The organism is Streptomyces sp. NPDC001406, assembly GCF_042895285.1.
GTDB lineage: Bacteria > Actinomycetota > Actinomycetes > Streptomycetales > Streptomycetaceae > Streptomyces.
On the sequence record NZ_JBIAWG010000003.1, the window covers coordinates 84,444 to 97,564 of the forward strand.

General features: G+C 70.7%; 15 protein-coding genes and 1 pseudogene. 7 read left to right on the forward strand and 9 right to left on the reverse strand.

The features are described 5' to 3' along the window. Positions 1 to 21: 21 nt before the first annotated feature. The 3 genes from glnII to ACFY1J_RS07715 all read right to left on the reverse strand — a co-directional run bounded on the left by glnII (position 22) and on the right by ACFY1J_RS07715 (position 2,680). On the reverse strand, positions 22 to 1,050 hold the full coding sequence (gene glnII, locus ACFY1J_RS07705) for a glutamine synthetase (RefSeq protein ID WP_390709271.1): 1,029 nt from the start codon (positions 1,048 to 1,050) through the stop codon (positions 22 to 24). Positions 1,051 to 1,465: 415 nt separating this feature from the next. Then, positions 1,466 to 2,191, reverse strand: a complete 726-nt coding sequence (locus ACFY1J_RS07710; protein WP_390709270.1) for a hypothetical protein — start codon at positions 2,189 to 2,191, stop codon at positions 1,466 to 1,468. A 120-nt stretch (positions 2,192 to 2,311) separates the two neighbouring features. Next, a complete protein-coding gene (locus tag ACFY1J_RS07715; protein WP_390709269.1) occupies positions 2,312 to 2,680 on the reverse strand; it encodes an arsenate reductase family protein in 369 nt (122 codons plus the stop codon). Positions 2,681 to 2,915: 235 nt separating this feature from the next. Here ACFY1J_RS07715 and ACFY1J_RS07720 point away from each other — a divergent pair, with 235 nt between their 5' ends. Then, positions 2,916 to 3,230 carry a hypothetical protein gene (locus ACFY1J_RS07720; protein WP_363298820.1) on the forward strand — a complete coding sequence of 105 codons (315 nt, stop codon included), beginning with the start codon at positions 2,916 to 2,918 and terminating at the stop codon, positions 3,228 to 3,230. Positions 3,231 to 3,296: 66 nt separating this feature from the next. On the opposite strand, the gene ACFY1J_RS07725 is transcribed toward ACFY1J_RS07720, so the two are convergent. Next, positions 3,297 to 4,496 (reverse strand): winged helix DNA-binding domain-containing protein, encoded by a 1,200-nt coding sequence (locus ACFY1J_RS07725; RefSeq protein WP_390730871.1) that lies wholly within the window; start codon positions 4,494 to 4,496, stop codon positions 3,297 to 3,299. A 195-nt stretch (positions 4,497 to 4,691) separates the two neighbouring features. Here ACFY1J_RS07725 and ACFY1J_RS07730 point away from each other — a divergent pair, with 195 nt between their 5' ends. Further along, the gene (locus ACFY1J_RS07730; RefSeq protein ID WP_390730872.1) at positions 4,692 to 6,032 is read left to right on the forward strand and encodes a DUF2252 domain-containing protein; all 1,341 of its coding nucleotides are present in this window, start codon (positions 4,692 to 4,694) and stop codon (positions 6,030 to 6,032) included. A 261-nt stretch (positions 6,033 to 6,293) separates the two neighbouring features. Here the strand turns inward: ACFY1J_RS07730 and ACFY1J_RS07735 are convergent. Together ACFY1J_RS07735 and ACFY1J_RS07740 are read right to left on the reverse strand one after the other, a co-directional pair. Next, positions 6,294 to 6,338 (reverse strand): annotated as a pseudogene (locus ACFY1J_RS07735) (hypothetical protein); the annotation flags it as partial. Positions 6,339 to 6,480: 142 nt separating this feature from the next. Continuing rightward, the gene (locus ACFY1J_RS07740) at positions 6,481 to 7,248 is read right to left on the reverse strand and encodes an alpha/beta hydrolase (RefSeq protein WP_390730873.1); all 768 of its coding nucleotides are present in this window, start codon (positions 7,246 to 7,248) and stop codon (positions 6,481 to 6,483) included. A gap of 99 nt (positions 7,249 to 7,347) precedes the next feature. Between ACFY1J_RS07740 and ACFY1J_RS07745 the strand changes: the two genes are divergently transcribed. Beyond that, entirely contained in the window at positions 7,348 to 7,617 is a 270-nt protein-coding gene (locus tag ACFY1J_RS07745; RefSeq protein ID WP_363298816.1) for a hypothetical protein, read from the forward strand. A gap of 19 nt (positions 7,618 to 7,636) precedes the next feature. On the opposite strand, the gene ACFY1J_RS07750 is transcribed toward ACFY1J_RS07745, so the two are convergent. From ACFY1J_RS07750 to ACFY1J_RS07760, 3 genes are all read right to left on the reverse strand, one after another. After that, positions 7,637 to 8,221 (reverse strand): hypothetical protein, encoded by a 585-nt coding sequence (locus ACFY1J_RS07750; RefSeq protein WP_390730874.1) that lies wholly within the window; start codon positions 8,219 to 8,221, stop codon positions 7,637 to 7,639. A gap of 2 nt (positions 8,222 to 8,223) precedes the next feature. Next, positions 8,224 to 9,141, reverse strand: a complete 918-nt coding sequence (gene htpX, locus ACFY1J_RS07755; protein ID WP_390709265.1) for a zinc metalloprotease HtpX — start codon at positions 9,139 to 9,141, stop codon at positions 8,224 to 8,226. Between the two features lie 133 nt (positions 9,142 to 9,274). Beyond that, positions 9,275 to 9,730, reverse strand: a complete 456-nt coding sequence (locus tag ACFY1J_RS07760) for a MarR family winged helix-turn-helix transcriptional regulator (protein WP_390730875.1) — start codon at positions 9,728 to 9,730, stop codon at positions 9,275 to 9,277. A 128-nt stretch (positions 9,731 to 9,858) separates the two neighbouring features. On the opposite strand from ACFY1J_RS07760, the gene ACFY1J_RS07765 reads away from it, so the two are divergent. The 4 genes from ACFY1J_RS07765 to ACFY1J_RS07780 all read left to right on the forward strand — a co-directional run bounded on the left by ACFY1J_RS07765 (position 9,859) and on the right by ACFY1J_RS07780 (position 13,114). Beyond that, positions 9,859 to 10,185: a rhodanese-like domain-containing protein gene (locus ACFY1J_RS07765; RefSeq protein ID WP_390709263.1), complete on the forward strand. Its 327-nt coding sequence runs from the start codon at positions 9,859 to 9,861 to the stop codon at positions 10,183 to 10,185. Positions 10,186 to 10,237: 52 nt separating this feature from the next. Continuing rightward, positions 10,238 to 10,816, forward strand: a complete 579-nt coding sequence (locus tag ACFY1J_RS07770) for a YceI family protein (protein WP_390730876.1) — start codon at positions 10,238 to 10,240, stop codon at positions 10,814 to 10,816. A gap of 620 nt (positions 10,817 to 11,436) precedes the next feature. Continuing rightward, complete coding sequence (locus ACFY1J_RS07775; protein ID WP_390709261.1) at positions 11,437 to 12,624, forward strand: aminotransferase class I/II-fold pyridoxal phosphate-dependent enzyme; 1,188 nt, start codon at positions 11,437 to 11,439, stop codon at positions 12,622 to 12,624. Continuing rightward, a complete protein-coding gene (locus tag ACFY1J_RS07780; protein ID WP_390730877.1) occupies positions 12,614 to 13,114 on the forward strand; it encodes a DUF6190 family protein in 501 nt (166 codons plus the stop codon). Before ACFY1J_RS07775 ends, ACFY1J_RS07780 begins: the two co-directional genes overlap by 11 nt. Positions 13,115 to 13,121: the final 7 nt, after the last annotated feature.

Here is a 13,121-nt window from a genome sequence, read left to right on the forward strand (position 1 = left end):
CCTTGGAGCGACTGCGGGGGATCAGACCTGGCCGGCCTTCTCCAGCGCGGAGCAGCAGGTGTCGACGAGCAGCCGCGTCACCACGTACGGGTCGACGTTGGCGTTCGGACGGCGGTCCTCGATGTAGCCCTTGCCGTCCACCTCGACCTGCCACGGGATACGGACCGAGGCGCCGCGGTTCGAGACGCCGTAGGAGTACTCGTTCCACGGGGCGGTCTCGTGCAGACCGGTCAGCCGGTCGTCGATGCCGGCGCCGTAGTTCTTGACGTGGTCGAGCGGCTTGGAGCCCTCGCCGAGCGACTCGCACGCGGTGATGATCGCGTCGTAGCCCTCGCGCATCGCCTTGGTGGAGAAGTTCGTGTGCGCGCCGGCGCCGTTCCAGTCGCCCTTGACCGGCTTGGGGTCGAGGGTGGCGGAGACGCCGAAGTCCTCGGCGGTGCGGTAGAGCAGCCAGCGGGCCACCCACAGCTGGTCGGCGACCACCAGCGGGGCCAGCGGGCCGACCTGGAACTCCCACTGGCCGGGCATGACCTCGGCGTTGATGCCGGAGATGCCCAGGCCCGCCTTCAGGCAGTTGTCCAGGTGGGCCTCGACGATGTCACGGCCGAAGATCTCGTCGGCGCCGACACCGCAGTAGTAGCCGCCCTGGGGGGCCGGGAAGCCGCCCTCGGGGAAGCCCAGCGGGCGGGCGCCGTCGAAGAAGGTGTACTCCTGCTCGATGCCGAAGATCGGCTCCTGCGCGGCGAAGCGCTCGGCCACCTCGGCCAGCGCGGCACGCGTGTTGGAGGAGTGCGGGGTCATGTCGATGTCGAGGACCTCGCACATGACGAGGATGTCGTCGCCGCCGCGGATCGGGTCCGGGCAGGAGAAGACCGGCTTCAGCACCCGGTCCGAGGCGTGGCCCTCGGCCTGGTTGGTGGAGGACCCGTCGAAGCCCCAGATCGGAAGCTCGGCACCCTTGGCGTCGTCCGCGAGAATCTTCGTCTTCGAACGCAGCTTGGCCGTCGGCTCGGTGCCGTCGATCCAGATGTACTCAGCCTTGAAGGTCACGGGGCCACATCCTTCGGGGGTGGGTCAGGCGCACTTGCGGGTGCTGCGGCGCTGCGGCACTGGGGCGCCGCTGTCGATACCCGGAGCCTGTCAACAGGCGATTTCCCGATCATTGCTCGAATGTGAACCCCGTGTTACCTGGTGGTCCTGTGTCGCGTCTCACGTTGAGAGGTCCCGGTGCCCGGGGTATGCGGGCGCGCGGCCGGACGGCCGCCGGCTTCCCCTCCGTCAAAGCCGGTGACCGGTCCGCACCCGGCGCGGGACGCGCCGCGGGCCCCTGAACGTGCCGGTCCTGCCGCTCCTGGCCCGGAGCGGCAGGACCTGTGACTCGCACGGTTGTGACCCGCACGGTGGGGAGGCCGAGTCGCGCGCGCCGGACCGGCCCCGCCTCACCGCGTTACTGGACGCCCGGGCGTCACCCCACCTTCTCGATGACCGCGCGGCGGATCAGGAACTTGCCGGGCTCGCGGACCTGCTCGAAGGCCGCGTTGTTCAGCAGGACACAGCTACCGGAGACGGAGGTGACCTTCACCGTCGTGGACTTGTTGTTGTCCAGGTTGGTGACCTTCAGGGTGGTCCCCGCCGGGAACTGGTTGCTGGAGGCCGCCGGGGCACCGCCCTCGCCGGAGAGCGTCACGGTGGAGCCGTTGCAGACCTGCTGGCCCGAGCCCGCGGCAGCGCCACCCGCGTTGTTTCCCGCGTTCCCTGCATTCCCGGCGTTCCCCGCGTTTCCGGCGGGGGCGGTCTGCGCGGGCGGTGCCGTCTGCTGACCGTTCTGCTGTCCGGCCTGCTGACCGCCCGCCGCCTGAGAGCCCTGAGCCGACTCCCCAACGACGCATCCGGCAGCCTTCTGCTGGACCTTGATCTGCTCGATGACCGCCTCGCGGTTGGCGATCCGGGCCGCCGACTGCGCGTCCGGGTTCGCCTTCTGGCCGTCGATGAACTTCTGGTTGTTGCCGAGGGCGGTGGCCAGCCCCTGGCATACGTTCGAGTCGGCGGCGGCCAGGGGTTTGGCGTTCTGCGGGCTCTGCGCCGCGTTCGACGTGGCCGCCATGGCGAAGGCCCCGCCGCCCGCCACCGCCGCGGCGCTGACAAGCAGCGCGACCTTCTTCTTCGTGCTGAGAGTTCGCCTGCGCGACATGCGCGCCTCCTGAAGAGGTAGGGGAGCGTACGCCGCTATGTACGAGATCCCGAACGGGGTTACTCAACGGTCACAGGGAAACGCTGAAGTAACCTGCGTCACATGGGAGTTGAGATTTTCTCAGCTCTTGTTCCGGGAGAGGGCGTCCTGTACGGCCTCGTCCGTGCGCCCGACGACCGCCGTGCCGTCGTCCGCCGTGATGATCGGCCGCTGGATGAGCTTCGGGTGCTCGGCGAGCGCCTTGATCCAGCGGTCGCGCGAGGTCTCGTCCCGCGGCCACTCCTTGAGGCCCAGTTCCTTGGCGGCCGCCTCCTGGGTGCGGGTGATGTCCCAGGGTTCGAGGCCGAGGCGGTCGAGTACGCCCTTGATCTCGTCCTCGCTCGGTACGTCCTCCAGATAGCGGCGGACGGTGTACTCGGCCCCCTCGGCATCGAGCAGGCTGAGGGCGCTGCGGCACTTGGAGCAGGCGGGATTGATCCAGATTTCCATGCGGCCCACGGTACGCGAACCCCTGGAGGAGCAAGGTTGCTGTTCGATTTTCTCGGCACCTCGCAGATGCCTCTGCGGCACCCTGTGCAGCACCCGAAATCACCTTTCCCACCAGGGCGTTTGGGCGTGACTGCGACCTCGCCGATTGTCAGTGGGGGCCGGTAGACTGGAAGCAGTGTTCGAGGATGTCGCCGGGGTTTCCGGACGGCATCCTGACCGCGACCGGAGGATGCCTGTGCCCGCTGCCGCACTGAAGTCGAAGCCGCTGCCCACCCAGTCCACCGCGAAGCGTTCCGTCCTGCTCGACTCGCCCTACGCGCCGACGCAGAAGAGCCCGCTGCCGGCGGGCCGTCCGCGCGAGTGGTACGTCATGCACAACCGCCGCCTCAAGGCGATGCGCCTCGCCATAGCCCTGCTCGACTCGGGCGTCTACGTCCCCAACCAGGCCCGCAACGAGACGATCCGCAGCACGGCGGAACTGATCGGCATTCACCCGCCGTCGGACACGACGTGCCACATGGTGCGGGCGTTCATGCGGTATTCGCGGTGAGCCGTGGCGCCGGGTGCCCCTGAGTTTTCGGGTGCCCGGCGCCGACGGGACCGTCCCGCAGGCCGACTAGGCCGACAGCTCCCGCTCCAGCGGTGTCCGGAAGCGTGGGGTCACCCTGGAGCCGTTCAGCACGGTGCGCAGATGTTCCGCCTGCGCCGCGATCGCCGTCTCTCCCTCCCGGCCCACGCCCTCGGCGTCCAGGATCCGCCAGACGACCTCGCCGTCGGGCCGCTGGGCCCACCCCCCGACCACCCGTCCGTTCCACCACACGGTCGGCCCCACGTTTCCGCTGTAGTCGAAGAGACTCGGACGCAGCTCCGGTGCGAGGTACCAGTCCCGCTGCTGCCAGCCCATCGCCGTCGGGTCGAGCGCCGGGAGCAGCGCCGCCCAGGGTTCGACGGGTTCCGTCACCGGTCCCGCGTCGCCCTCCGTGACATACCCGGTGTCGCCCTCGTCCAGTGAGACCGCCTCCGCCCCGATCGCGGACAGCGCCCGGCGGACCTCCGTCACCCGCCACCCCGTCCACCACTTCAGGTCGGCCTCCGTCGCCGGACCGCACGCGGCCAGCCAGCGGCGCAGCAGTCCGGCCTGGGCCCCGGCGGCATCCAGTTCGGGGTGTGCGGGGGCCACCGCCCAGCGGAACTGGCTGGAGGTCCACGAGCCGAGCGGGCGGCCCCGGACCACCTTGCCCTCCACGCCCAGTACGCGCAGGAGCCGGGTGGAGACCGTGTGGACGCCCTCGTAGCTCTTCCCCGCCGCGTACACGAACTGCTCCCGCAGGCGCGGTTCGTCGGTCGCCAGTTCCGTGGCCGTCGCCTGCCCGCGCCGGGCCAGCGCGGCCAGCGTCGACTCCTCGACCTCCGCCAGCCAGGCCGCGTCCGGTGCGCCGGCCTTCGCCATGTCCTTGAGGAGCGAGGCACGCTCGCGGGCGGCCACGGTCAGGCCCGTCGACGCGTGGACCACCGCCGTGAGGTCCGTGGGGAACACGAACACCGTGTGGCGCATGCCGTGCATCCGCACCAGCGTGCGGTCCTCGTACAGTGCCCGCTCCGTCTCCGGCAGCGTCTTCACCGGGTCGGCCAGCCGCGCGCCCACCGCCAGATACACCGTCGCCGGGTCAGAGCCGTGCAGCGCCACCAGCGAGGCGGCGACCTCTTCGGGGGCCGCCGCCCGTGCCGCACCGGTCAGCCGGTGGCGCAGGGCGAGCCGGGCCCTGCGCTCCGCCGCCCCGATGTGCCGCCGTACCCCGCCGCCCACGCCGCCCATGCCGACCTCCGCCCGTCGAGTCCGTCCACCGCACCCAGCACGTCCTGTATGCATCTTCGCCGACGCCACTGACAGCCGGTCCCCGTCACCCGTTCTGCCTGCCGGACATGCGGGCACCCCCGCACACGGCCTTCACTTCGAATCAGAGACCGGAAGGTGCAGGAGGTGCCGGGACCAGAGGGAGGCCGTGCTCGGATGACCACCCCCACCGAACGCGCCCAACGCGGCAAGGCCGCCCGCAAGCGCGTCCTCCGCTCCTCCCACGCCCTCTGGCTCCCGCCTGTCGACCGGCCCGACCCGGTCGCCGTACTGCAGCGGCAGGGGCGGGACCGGTTGCCGGAACTGCTGCCGGTCCGGTACGGGCGGATGGCGACCTCGCCGTTCGCCTTCCTGCGCGGCGCGGCCGCCGTCATGGCCGCCGATCTCGCCTCGCAGCCGAACACCGGGCTCGGCGTGCAGCTGTGCGGCGACGCCCATCTGCTCAACTTCGGTGTGTACGCCTCCCCGGAGCGGGTGCTGCTGTTCGACCTGAACGACTTCGACGAGACCTTCCCCGGGCCCTTCGAGTGGGACGTCAAGCGGCTCGCGGCGAGTGTGGCGGTGGCCGGCCGGGAGAACGGGTTCCCCGAGCCGAAGGTCCGCGGGGCGGTCCTGGCCGCCGCGGCCGCCTACCGCGGGTCCATGCGGCGGCTCGCCGCGCTCGGCGAACTCGCGGTCTGGTACGAGCGCATCGAGGCCGAGAGCGTGCCGGCGATCGCCCGCTCCGCCCGCCGCCGCAGCCGCGTCGAGTCCACGCTCACCCGCGCCCGCCGCCGCACCAGCCTGCAGGCCCTCGGCAAGCTGACGGAGACGGTCGGCGGGCAGCCGCGGATCATCCAGGTCCCGCCGCTCCTCGAGCCGGCAGGCGCCCCCGACATGGCCTCCCTGCGCAAGATCTTCAGCGACTACCGCTCCACCCTCGCCGAGGAACGCCGCGTCCTCCTCGACCGCTACCGCTTCGTCGACGCCGCCCGCAAGGTCGTCGGCGTCGGCAGCGTCGGCACCCGCTGCTTCATCGTGCTCCTCCTCGGACGGAACGGCGACGACCCCCTGTTCCTGCAGATCAAGGAGGCCACCAAGTCCGTACTGGAGGACCATCTGCCCAGTGGGCCGTACGTCCATCCGGGGCACCGAGTGGTGGCGGGGCAGCGGCTGCTCCAGGCCGCCGGCGACATCTTCCTGGGCTGGATGACCGGGCCCCAGGGCCGCGCCTACTACTGGCGTCAGCTGCGCGACATGAAGGGCTCGGCCGACGTCGCCGGGATCACCCCGGCCGGGTTCGTCGAGTACGCCGGGCTGTGCGGCACCGCCCTGGCCCGCGCCCACGCCCGCTCCGGCGACCGTATCGCCATCGCCGGCTACCTGGGCACCACCGACGTCTTCGACCGTGCCGTCGCCGACTTCGCGCAGAGCTACGCCGACCAGACCGTCACCGACCACGCGGCCCTCGGCGCCGCCATCGCGGCCGGCGTGGTACAGGCGGCACCGGGGGTCTGAGAACGGCCGGGTCGGACGTGGCGCTCCAGCAGACCGACCGCATACGGCCTCCAGCCGTCCGCCCAGCACCGCCGGTGTCGGACCGGTACGGCCCAGCTCGCGCCGTGGCCCGGCGAGCTTTGCCGCGGCGGGGGAGCGGGCCAGGGCGTCCAGCAGCCGCCCGTGCCGGCCGTGCTCGGGGCCGTGCAGCAGCGCGAGCGCGGCCGAACAGTGGGCCACGTCCAGGTCGGCGGGGCCCCACGAGGTCGCCACCCGGTCGACCACCCCGGTGACGTGCAGCTCGGCGCCCGCGCCGGTGAACAGCATGTTCCCGGGGTGGAAGTCCCGGTGCAGGAAGGAGCCTCGTACGACGGCGGGTGACTGCGGAGCACGTCCACCGCCCGGTCCCACAGGGCACCGCCCGGAGTGCGGACGTCGCCGACCCGGACCGTGCCCGGCAGCCGGGACATCAGCAGGGAGCGGAGCTCGCAGCGCTTGTCGCCCAGCCGCCCTCGTCGAGGTCCCTCAGCAGCGCGTCCGCGAACTCCCGGCAGTCGTCCGGGCTGTCTCTGAACCAGAGGCCCAACTGGTGGGTGGCGTCGGGGAGTTCCAGGCGGGTGAACCGGGCCCGGGTGGACAGTGACTCCTGTACCGCCTCCGTCACCGCCGGTGGGATGACCGTGTCCGTGCCCGGCACCACGAGCACGGCGCGCCCCTCGTACGACTGCAGCACGTCGAGCGCGGGTGAGCGGTGCCAGCTGTCCGGGGTCCGGATGATCGCGCTGAACCGTCCGTCGCCCTCGCCGAACGGCACGTCCCACGCCTCCGGCGCATAGACCGCGGGGGCGCACAGGCCCAGCGCCGCGACCCGATCGCCGTAGTGGCGGGCGAGGTCCGCCACCGTCTGCCCGCTCATGCTGAACCCGACCAGGACCAGCGGCTCGCCCGCGGGCACCCGCGTGTCGAGCACCGACACGGCCTGCTCGAACCGCCGCCGCAGGCTCAACTCCCGTAGTGCGCCGGTGCTTTCGCCGTGCCCGGAGAAGTCGAAGGCGAGCCCGCGGCAGTCGCGGGCGGCGAACTCCGTGAGCAGCGGCCGCAGTCGCTCCTTGCTACCCCGGCCGGCGCCGTGCAGCAAGGCGACGGTGGCCCTGCCGGCCCGCCCGGGATCACCGCCGTACAGACCGCTGAGGCGTTCACCGTCGTGGGTGTGGGTGAAGGAGACCGGTTCGCTCATGGCGCCCATTCACTCACGGAAATCGAGATGCACCGCGAGTGACCGCTTCCCTACGCTGGATGCACACCGACCACACTTCGACGCCAACGGAGGACCGTCATGGGCACCATCGTCCTGTCCGGGACCGCCGTCCTGGTGATCCTGGGATTCGGAAACCACATGTGGTGGCTCGCCGCCGTCGCCGCGCTCTACCTGTACGTGCAGTACGGGCGGGGCACGACCCCGACCGCCGGAGGGGACTCGGCGGGTGCGCCCGCCAGCTACCAGGCGTACCGCGAGCGCCGTGACCGCCAGGCCAAGTGGGAGCGCCGCTACCGTCGTGAGCGCCCCCACGAGGCCCGGCGTCAGGAGCGCGAGAAGAGCGGGTGAGCCCCGCGGGAGCCCTCGGTCACAGACCGGGGGCTCCCCACACCGGGAACCAGCGGCTCAGGTCCTGCTCGATCCGCAGGTCGCTCGCGAGGGCCGCCTTTATTTGGAGTTCCAGTGCGTTGTCGCGCCGCTGTGCCCCGCCGGGCCGCGGCGCGAAGGGGTAGAACGTGCCCCGCTTGTACAGATAGACGAGGGCCAGGCTGCGGCCGGAGTCGTCCCGGAACCCGGCCAGCGAGCACAGCAGCTGCGGTCCGAAGCCGTTGACCTCCATCGAACTGTTCACCGCGTGCAGATCGTTGACCAGCTGCGGGAGCTGGTCGGGCGTGCGCTGCGAGACCAGCCAGGAGTAGCCGTAGTCGTCCTGGCGCAGTTCCACCGGGGGCCCGGCGCGCTCGGCGTCCGCGTCGAGCAGCGCCTGGACCTCCCGGTGGGTCTGCTCGAAGGCCGCGCCCTCCACCGTGGCGAAGCACACCGCGCCGCCTCCGGTGGGGGTGAACCCGGCCGCGACCTCCAGCGTGATGGCCGCCGAGGGCAGCGCGAACAGCTGGTCGAGGTCGGGTGCGACGGGCTTCGTACGCCCCAGCAGGATGTCCAGCAGCCCCATGCTCAGCCCGCCTTCCCCGGCGTCGCCGCCTCACCCAGTTCGGCGGAGATCCGCCCCAGTTGCTCCAGCCGCTGCTCCAGGCTGGGGTGGGTCGAGAAGAGCCCCGCCAGACCGGGCTCCGCGCCCAGCGCCGGGGTGAAGAAGAAGGCGTTGAAGGCCTGGGCCGTGCGCAGGTCCTCGGTCGGGATGCGGGCGATGTCGCCGGAGACCTTGGTGAGCGCGGAGGCCAGCGCCGAGGGGCGTCCGGTGAGATGGGCGGCCGCCCGGTCCGCCGCCAGCTCGCGGTACCGGGACAGGGCCCGGATCAGCAGGAAGCTGATCGCGTACACGGCCATCGAGATGCCCATCACGATCCCGAAGACGGCGATGGTGTTCTGGTCCTTGCGGCCGCGGAACAGCGACGAGTAGAAGGCGAACCGGACGATCAGGCCCGCCAGTACGCCCAGGAAGGACGCGACCGTGATCACGGCGACGTCCTTGTGCGCCACGTGCGACAGCTCGTGCGCCAGCACGCCCTCCAGCTCGGCGGGCTCCAGCCGGCGCAGCAGACCCGTCGTCACACAGACGACGGCATGGTCCGGGTTCCGTCCGGTCGCGAACGCGTTCGGCAGATCCATGCTCGACACGGCGACCACCGGCTTGGGCATGTCCGCCTGGGCGCACAGCCGGTCGATCACCCCGTGCAGATCGGGGTACTCCTCCCGCTCCACGACCCGGCCGTGCATCGCGTAGAGCGCGACCCGGTCGGAGAACCAGTACTGCGCGACGAGCATCCCCGCCGCGACCACCACGACCAGTACCCAGGACTTCAGCAGCACGATCAACGCGGCGACGAACCCCACGTACAACAACCCGAGCAGGAACAGCGTGACCCCCATACGCGCGGTCAACCGCCGATCGCTCCGGAAGCGGCTCTGCATCTTGCACCACCCCGCAGTCAGGCACTCGTCCCGCTGTCCAGTGTGCACCTGCCGGCGGCCATGAACAGGTACCGATCGGCCCTGGTACCGGCAAAGATTCCCAGTGGGCGCGGGTGTGCGCCGGGCGGCCGGGTCAGCCGCACTCCACGCCGTCGTCCCGCTGTGCGACCTTGTGCAGCGCCTTGGCGACGACCTGGGCGTCGTCGTCGGTCAGGTGTGCCGAGAAGTGGCGGCGGATGCTGCGCAGGTACACCGGCGCGGTGGCGCGCAGGGCGCCGGCGCCCTCGTCGGTGATGGCCGCCCAGGACACCCGGCGGTCGTGCGGATCGGGCATCTTGCGCACCAGCCCGGCGCGCACCATGTCGTCGACCAGGCGGCTGACCCGGGTGCGGCTGAGGACGACGCGGTTGGCCACTTCCTGCATGCGCAGGCCCTCCTCGCCGGCCGCCTTGAGTTCGAGCAGTACGTCGTACCACGTGAGGGGGACGCGGCCGTCGCGCTGGACGTCGCTCTCGATCGCGCGCAGGGCGGCGTTGTGGGCGAGCAGCATCGCCCGCCATGCCTCTAGTCCGTAGTCCCGGTCGGCCATCGCACGATTCTACCTGCCGTTGCGTGCGTGCGCACACACTGGTTATGGTGTGTGCGCACGCACGGAAATCGGGGCCGGGGTCCGGCCGCGTGGGTGCACGGAGCGCGAGTCTTCATCGGAGGTGCCACATGGCGCAGAACCTGACCCGTGACGAGGTCAAGCAGAAGATCGACGCCGGCGCGGTGACGGTCCTGGAGGCCCTGCCGGAGTCGTACTACAAGGAGGCCCACCTGCCGGGCGCCCGCAATCTGCCGCTCGACGAGGTGGACACCCTCGCGCCGGAGCTGCTGCCCGACAAGCGGGCCGAGGTGATCGTCTACTGCACGGGCACCACCTGCCCGAACTCGGGGATCGCCGCCAAGCGGCTGATCGAGCTCGGCTACGAGCGGGTCTACACGTACAAGGACGGCAAGGAGGACTGGATCGGCGCCGGGCTGCCGACCGAGTCCGCCTGACACCGGGCCGGCCAGTGACGAGGAAGTCGGAAGAGGGAAGAGGGTACGACCGATGACCGAAAGCGCAACGACACCGACCCGGCTGGTCGACGGTGCGGAACTCCCGGCGGCCGGCACCTGGAAGGTCGACCCGGGGCACGCCGAAGTCGGCTTCATGGGACGCCACTTCATGCTGACCAAGGTGCGCGGCCGGTTCACCGGTGTGGACGCCACCGTCCGCATCGGCGAGCGGCCCGAGGACAGCAGGGTGACCGCGGTGATCGACATGGCCAGCGTCGAGAGCGGGGACCGGACGCGCGACGACCATCTGCGGTCGGGTGACTTCTTCGACGCGGAGAAGCACCCGCAGGCCGTCTTCGAGTCCACCTCGGTGACCTGGAACGGCAAGAGCGGCAGGCTCGACGGCATTCTGACGATCAAGGGAGTGACCCACCCGGTCTCGCTCGACGTCGACTACCTGGGCTACGCCCGTGACCCGTGGGGCGGCGACCGGACGGTGTTCTCCGCCAGCGGGAAGATCAACCGCGAGGACTGGGGGCTGACCTGGAACATGGCCCTGGAGACCGGCGGCATCCTCGTCTCCAAGGAGATCGAGCTCTCGCTGGAGATCGAGGCGGTGCGGGAGGTCTGAGCCACCGGCCGCCCGGAGGGTGATCGATCCCGCCCTCCACATGGCTGGTTGTCATGCTCTGCGGCGGCCCGGCATCTGACCCGGGCCGCCCTTCACCATGCGGGTTCGGCGCCGTGCCGGGCCCGCTCTCAGGCATGCCCTCGGAACCCCAACTGCCGCTCTGAACTGGGAACTTGACAGGTTTCGGAGCGCTGAACGTACAGTCGGCTCCGGTCGCCGGACGCGTCAGTGACGGGCAGGGAAAGAGAAATCCACAACTGGCCTGTTTCACTTGTCCGTTCGAGAACGGCTGTGTAATCGTACGGATGCGGACCGGAGTCCGCAGACGGGGGACGGACGGGGGACACATGGCAGGGATCAGAGATTCCGCGCAGGTCGATCCGGGCTTCTCGGCCGGGAGGCCGGCACCTTTCACCCGCTGAGAGGCCGCCGCCCGAGCCGCCGGGCGCGTCGTACCCGGCAGTCGCCACCCTCTCGCACCACCACCGCTGCCGCCGCGGCACGGGCACGTATGTCCGCGGCCGGTGAGGACAACGCCACCCGGACTCGGAGGTCCGGTCCGAAGCGGTTCGGCACGTCTGTCTCCACAAGGTTGTTCCCGCACATGACCCGGAGGAAGCGTGAACTCGCACAGCACCCTGGTCGGTTCCGACAACCGGCAGTTCACCGATCTGACCCAGCACGAGATCCAGGCCCTGCGCACCCGCTTCAACCTGGCCGACGCCCACACCCACCAGCGCCAGTCCGCCAGCCAGCAGGACATCGTCGCCCGGCTGCCCGAGCTGTGGTACGAGGCGGAGAACGGGCTGCAGGCCACCTACGAACAGCGGTTCATCGAGTCGTTCTTCCGCCTCCACGGCCAGCGGACCGCGCCGGCCCGCAGGAAGACGATGCTCTCCTACGCCGCGTCCATCTCCACCATGGTCGCCGGCATGTACCTCAAGCAGCAGCGGATGTCGGTGACGCTCGTCGAGCCCTGCTTCGACAACCTCTACGACGTCCTCGACAACATGGGTGTGCCGCTCTACCCGATCGACGAGGCCGCGCTGCACGACCCCGACCGGATATACGCCGAGCTCAAACGCCGGGTGCGCACCGACGCGCTGTTCCTGGTCGACCCCAACAACCCTACGGGCTTCACGCTGCTGCAGTACGGGCGCCGGGGCTTCGAGGAGGTCGTCCGGTTCTGCAAGGACCACAACAAGCTGCTGATCTTCGACTTCTGCTTCGCCTCCTTCACCCTGTTCGGCTCCGAGCTGGAGCGGTTCGACGTCTACGAACTGCTGGAGAGCTCCGGCGTGTCCTACCTGGCCATCGAGGACACCGGCAAGACCTGGCCGGTGCAGGACGCCAAGGCGGCCATGATCACGCCCAGCGACGACATCCACGAGGACGTCTACAACCTGCACACCAGCGTCCTGCTCAACGTCTCGCCGTTCGTCCTCAACATGCTCACGCAGTACGTCGAGGACTCCCACGCCGACCAGCTCGCCTCGGTGCGCGAGGTGCTCGGCGTCAACCGGGACGCGATCGGCAAGGCCCTCGACGGCACCGTCCTCGAACTCCAGAACCCGGTCGCCGACGTCAGCGTCGCCTGGGCCCGCATCAACCACCCCGAGCTGACCGCCAGCGAGCTGCAGCGCGTCCTGGGCGCCCGCGAGGTCTATGTGCTGCCCGGCCGCTACTTCTTCTGGAGCCAGCCCGACAAGGGCGAGTCCTATCTGCGCTTCGCCCTGGCCCGTGAACCGCGCACGTTCGCCGACGCGATGGTGCGGATGCGCGAGGTGCTCGACCGCCATGCCGGCTGACGAGTACGGCGACGCCGCGCTGTTCCTCGGCATGAACAGTGCCGACGAAACCCTGCGGATCGCCTGCAAGACGTTCTTCGTCACCCGCCTGGACCGGACGCTGGCGATGAGCCTGGAGCAGGTCGGCCGCTGCGACGACGTCATCTGGGGCTACGGCCGTGAACTCCAGGACGCCTACTACCCGTTCATGGACAACCTGCACACCGTCATGGACATCCGTCGCCTCGGCTACGACGCGGCCGACCTGCGGCGGGCCCTGGACGGCGACGGCATCCCGGACCGGCTGCCGGCGCACGAACGGCTGCTGCTCGGCATGGTCGGCAACCGCAAGGGACTGCTGCACAGCGCGAGCCCCCGGCTGCCGCACCACACGGGGCTTCCGGTACGGGCGCCCGCCCCGGTCGACGGGCCTGAACCCGACTTCCCGGAACCGCTCGAAGCGCTCTACCGCCAGTCACTGGTGCTGCGCATCCCGGCCGATGCCCTGTGAGACGGCG

Excerpts from the sequence above, each read along its gene's own strand:
- ACFY1J_RS07760 (WP_390730875.1), bottom strand. The coding sequence starts at position 9,730 with ATGGCCGACCGGGACTACGGACTAGAGGCATGGCGGGCGATGCTGCTC.
- ACFY1J_RS07710 (WP_390709270.1), bottom strand. The coding sequence starts at position 2,191 with ATGTCGCGCAGGCGAACTCTCAGCACGAAGAAGAAGGTCGCGCTGCTT.
- ACFY1J_RS07750 (WP_390730874.1), bottom strand. The coding sequence starts at position 8,221 with ATGGGGCTGCTGGACATCCTGCTGGGGCGTACGAAGCCCGTCGCACCC.
- ACFY1J_RS07770 (WP_390730876.1), top strand. The coding sequence starts at position 10,238 with ATGACCGAAAGCGCAACGACACCGACCCGGCTGGTCGACGGTGCGGAA.
- ACFY1J_RS07780 (WP_390730877.1), top strand. The coding sequence starts at position 12,614 with ATGCCGGCTGACGAGTACGGCGACGCCGCGCTGTTCCTCGGCATGAAC.
- ACFY1J_RS07740 (WP_390730873.1), bottom strand. The coding sequence starts at position 7,248 with ATGAGCGAACCGGTCTCCTTCACCCACACCCACGACGGTGAACGCCTC.
- ACFY1J_RS07745 (WP_363298816.1), top strand. The coding sequence starts at position 7,348 with ATGGGCACCATCGTCCTGTCCGGGACCGCCGTCCTGGTGATCCTGGGA.
- ACFY1J_RS07725 (WP_390730871.1), bottom strand. The coding sequence starts at position 4,496 with ATGGGCGGCGTGGGCGGCGGGGTACGGCGGCACATCGGGGCGGCGGAG.
- ACFY1J_RS07765 (WP_390709263.1), top strand. The coding sequence starts at position 9,859 with ATGGCGCAGAACCTGACCCGTGACGAGGTCAAGCAGAAGATCGACGCC.
- ACFY1J_RS07715 (WP_390709269.1), bottom strand. The coding sequence starts at position 2,680 with ATGGAAATCTGGATCAATCCCGCCTGCTCCAAGTGCCGCAGCGCCCTC.
- htpX (WP_390709265.1), bottom strand. The coding sequence starts at position 9,141 with ATGCAGAGCCGCTTCCGGAGCGATCGGCGGTTGACCGCGCGTATGGGG.
- ACFY1J_RS07730 (WP_390730872.1), top strand. The coding sequence starts at position 4,692 with ATGACCACCCCCACCGAACGCGCCCAACGCGGCAAGGCCGCCCGCAAG.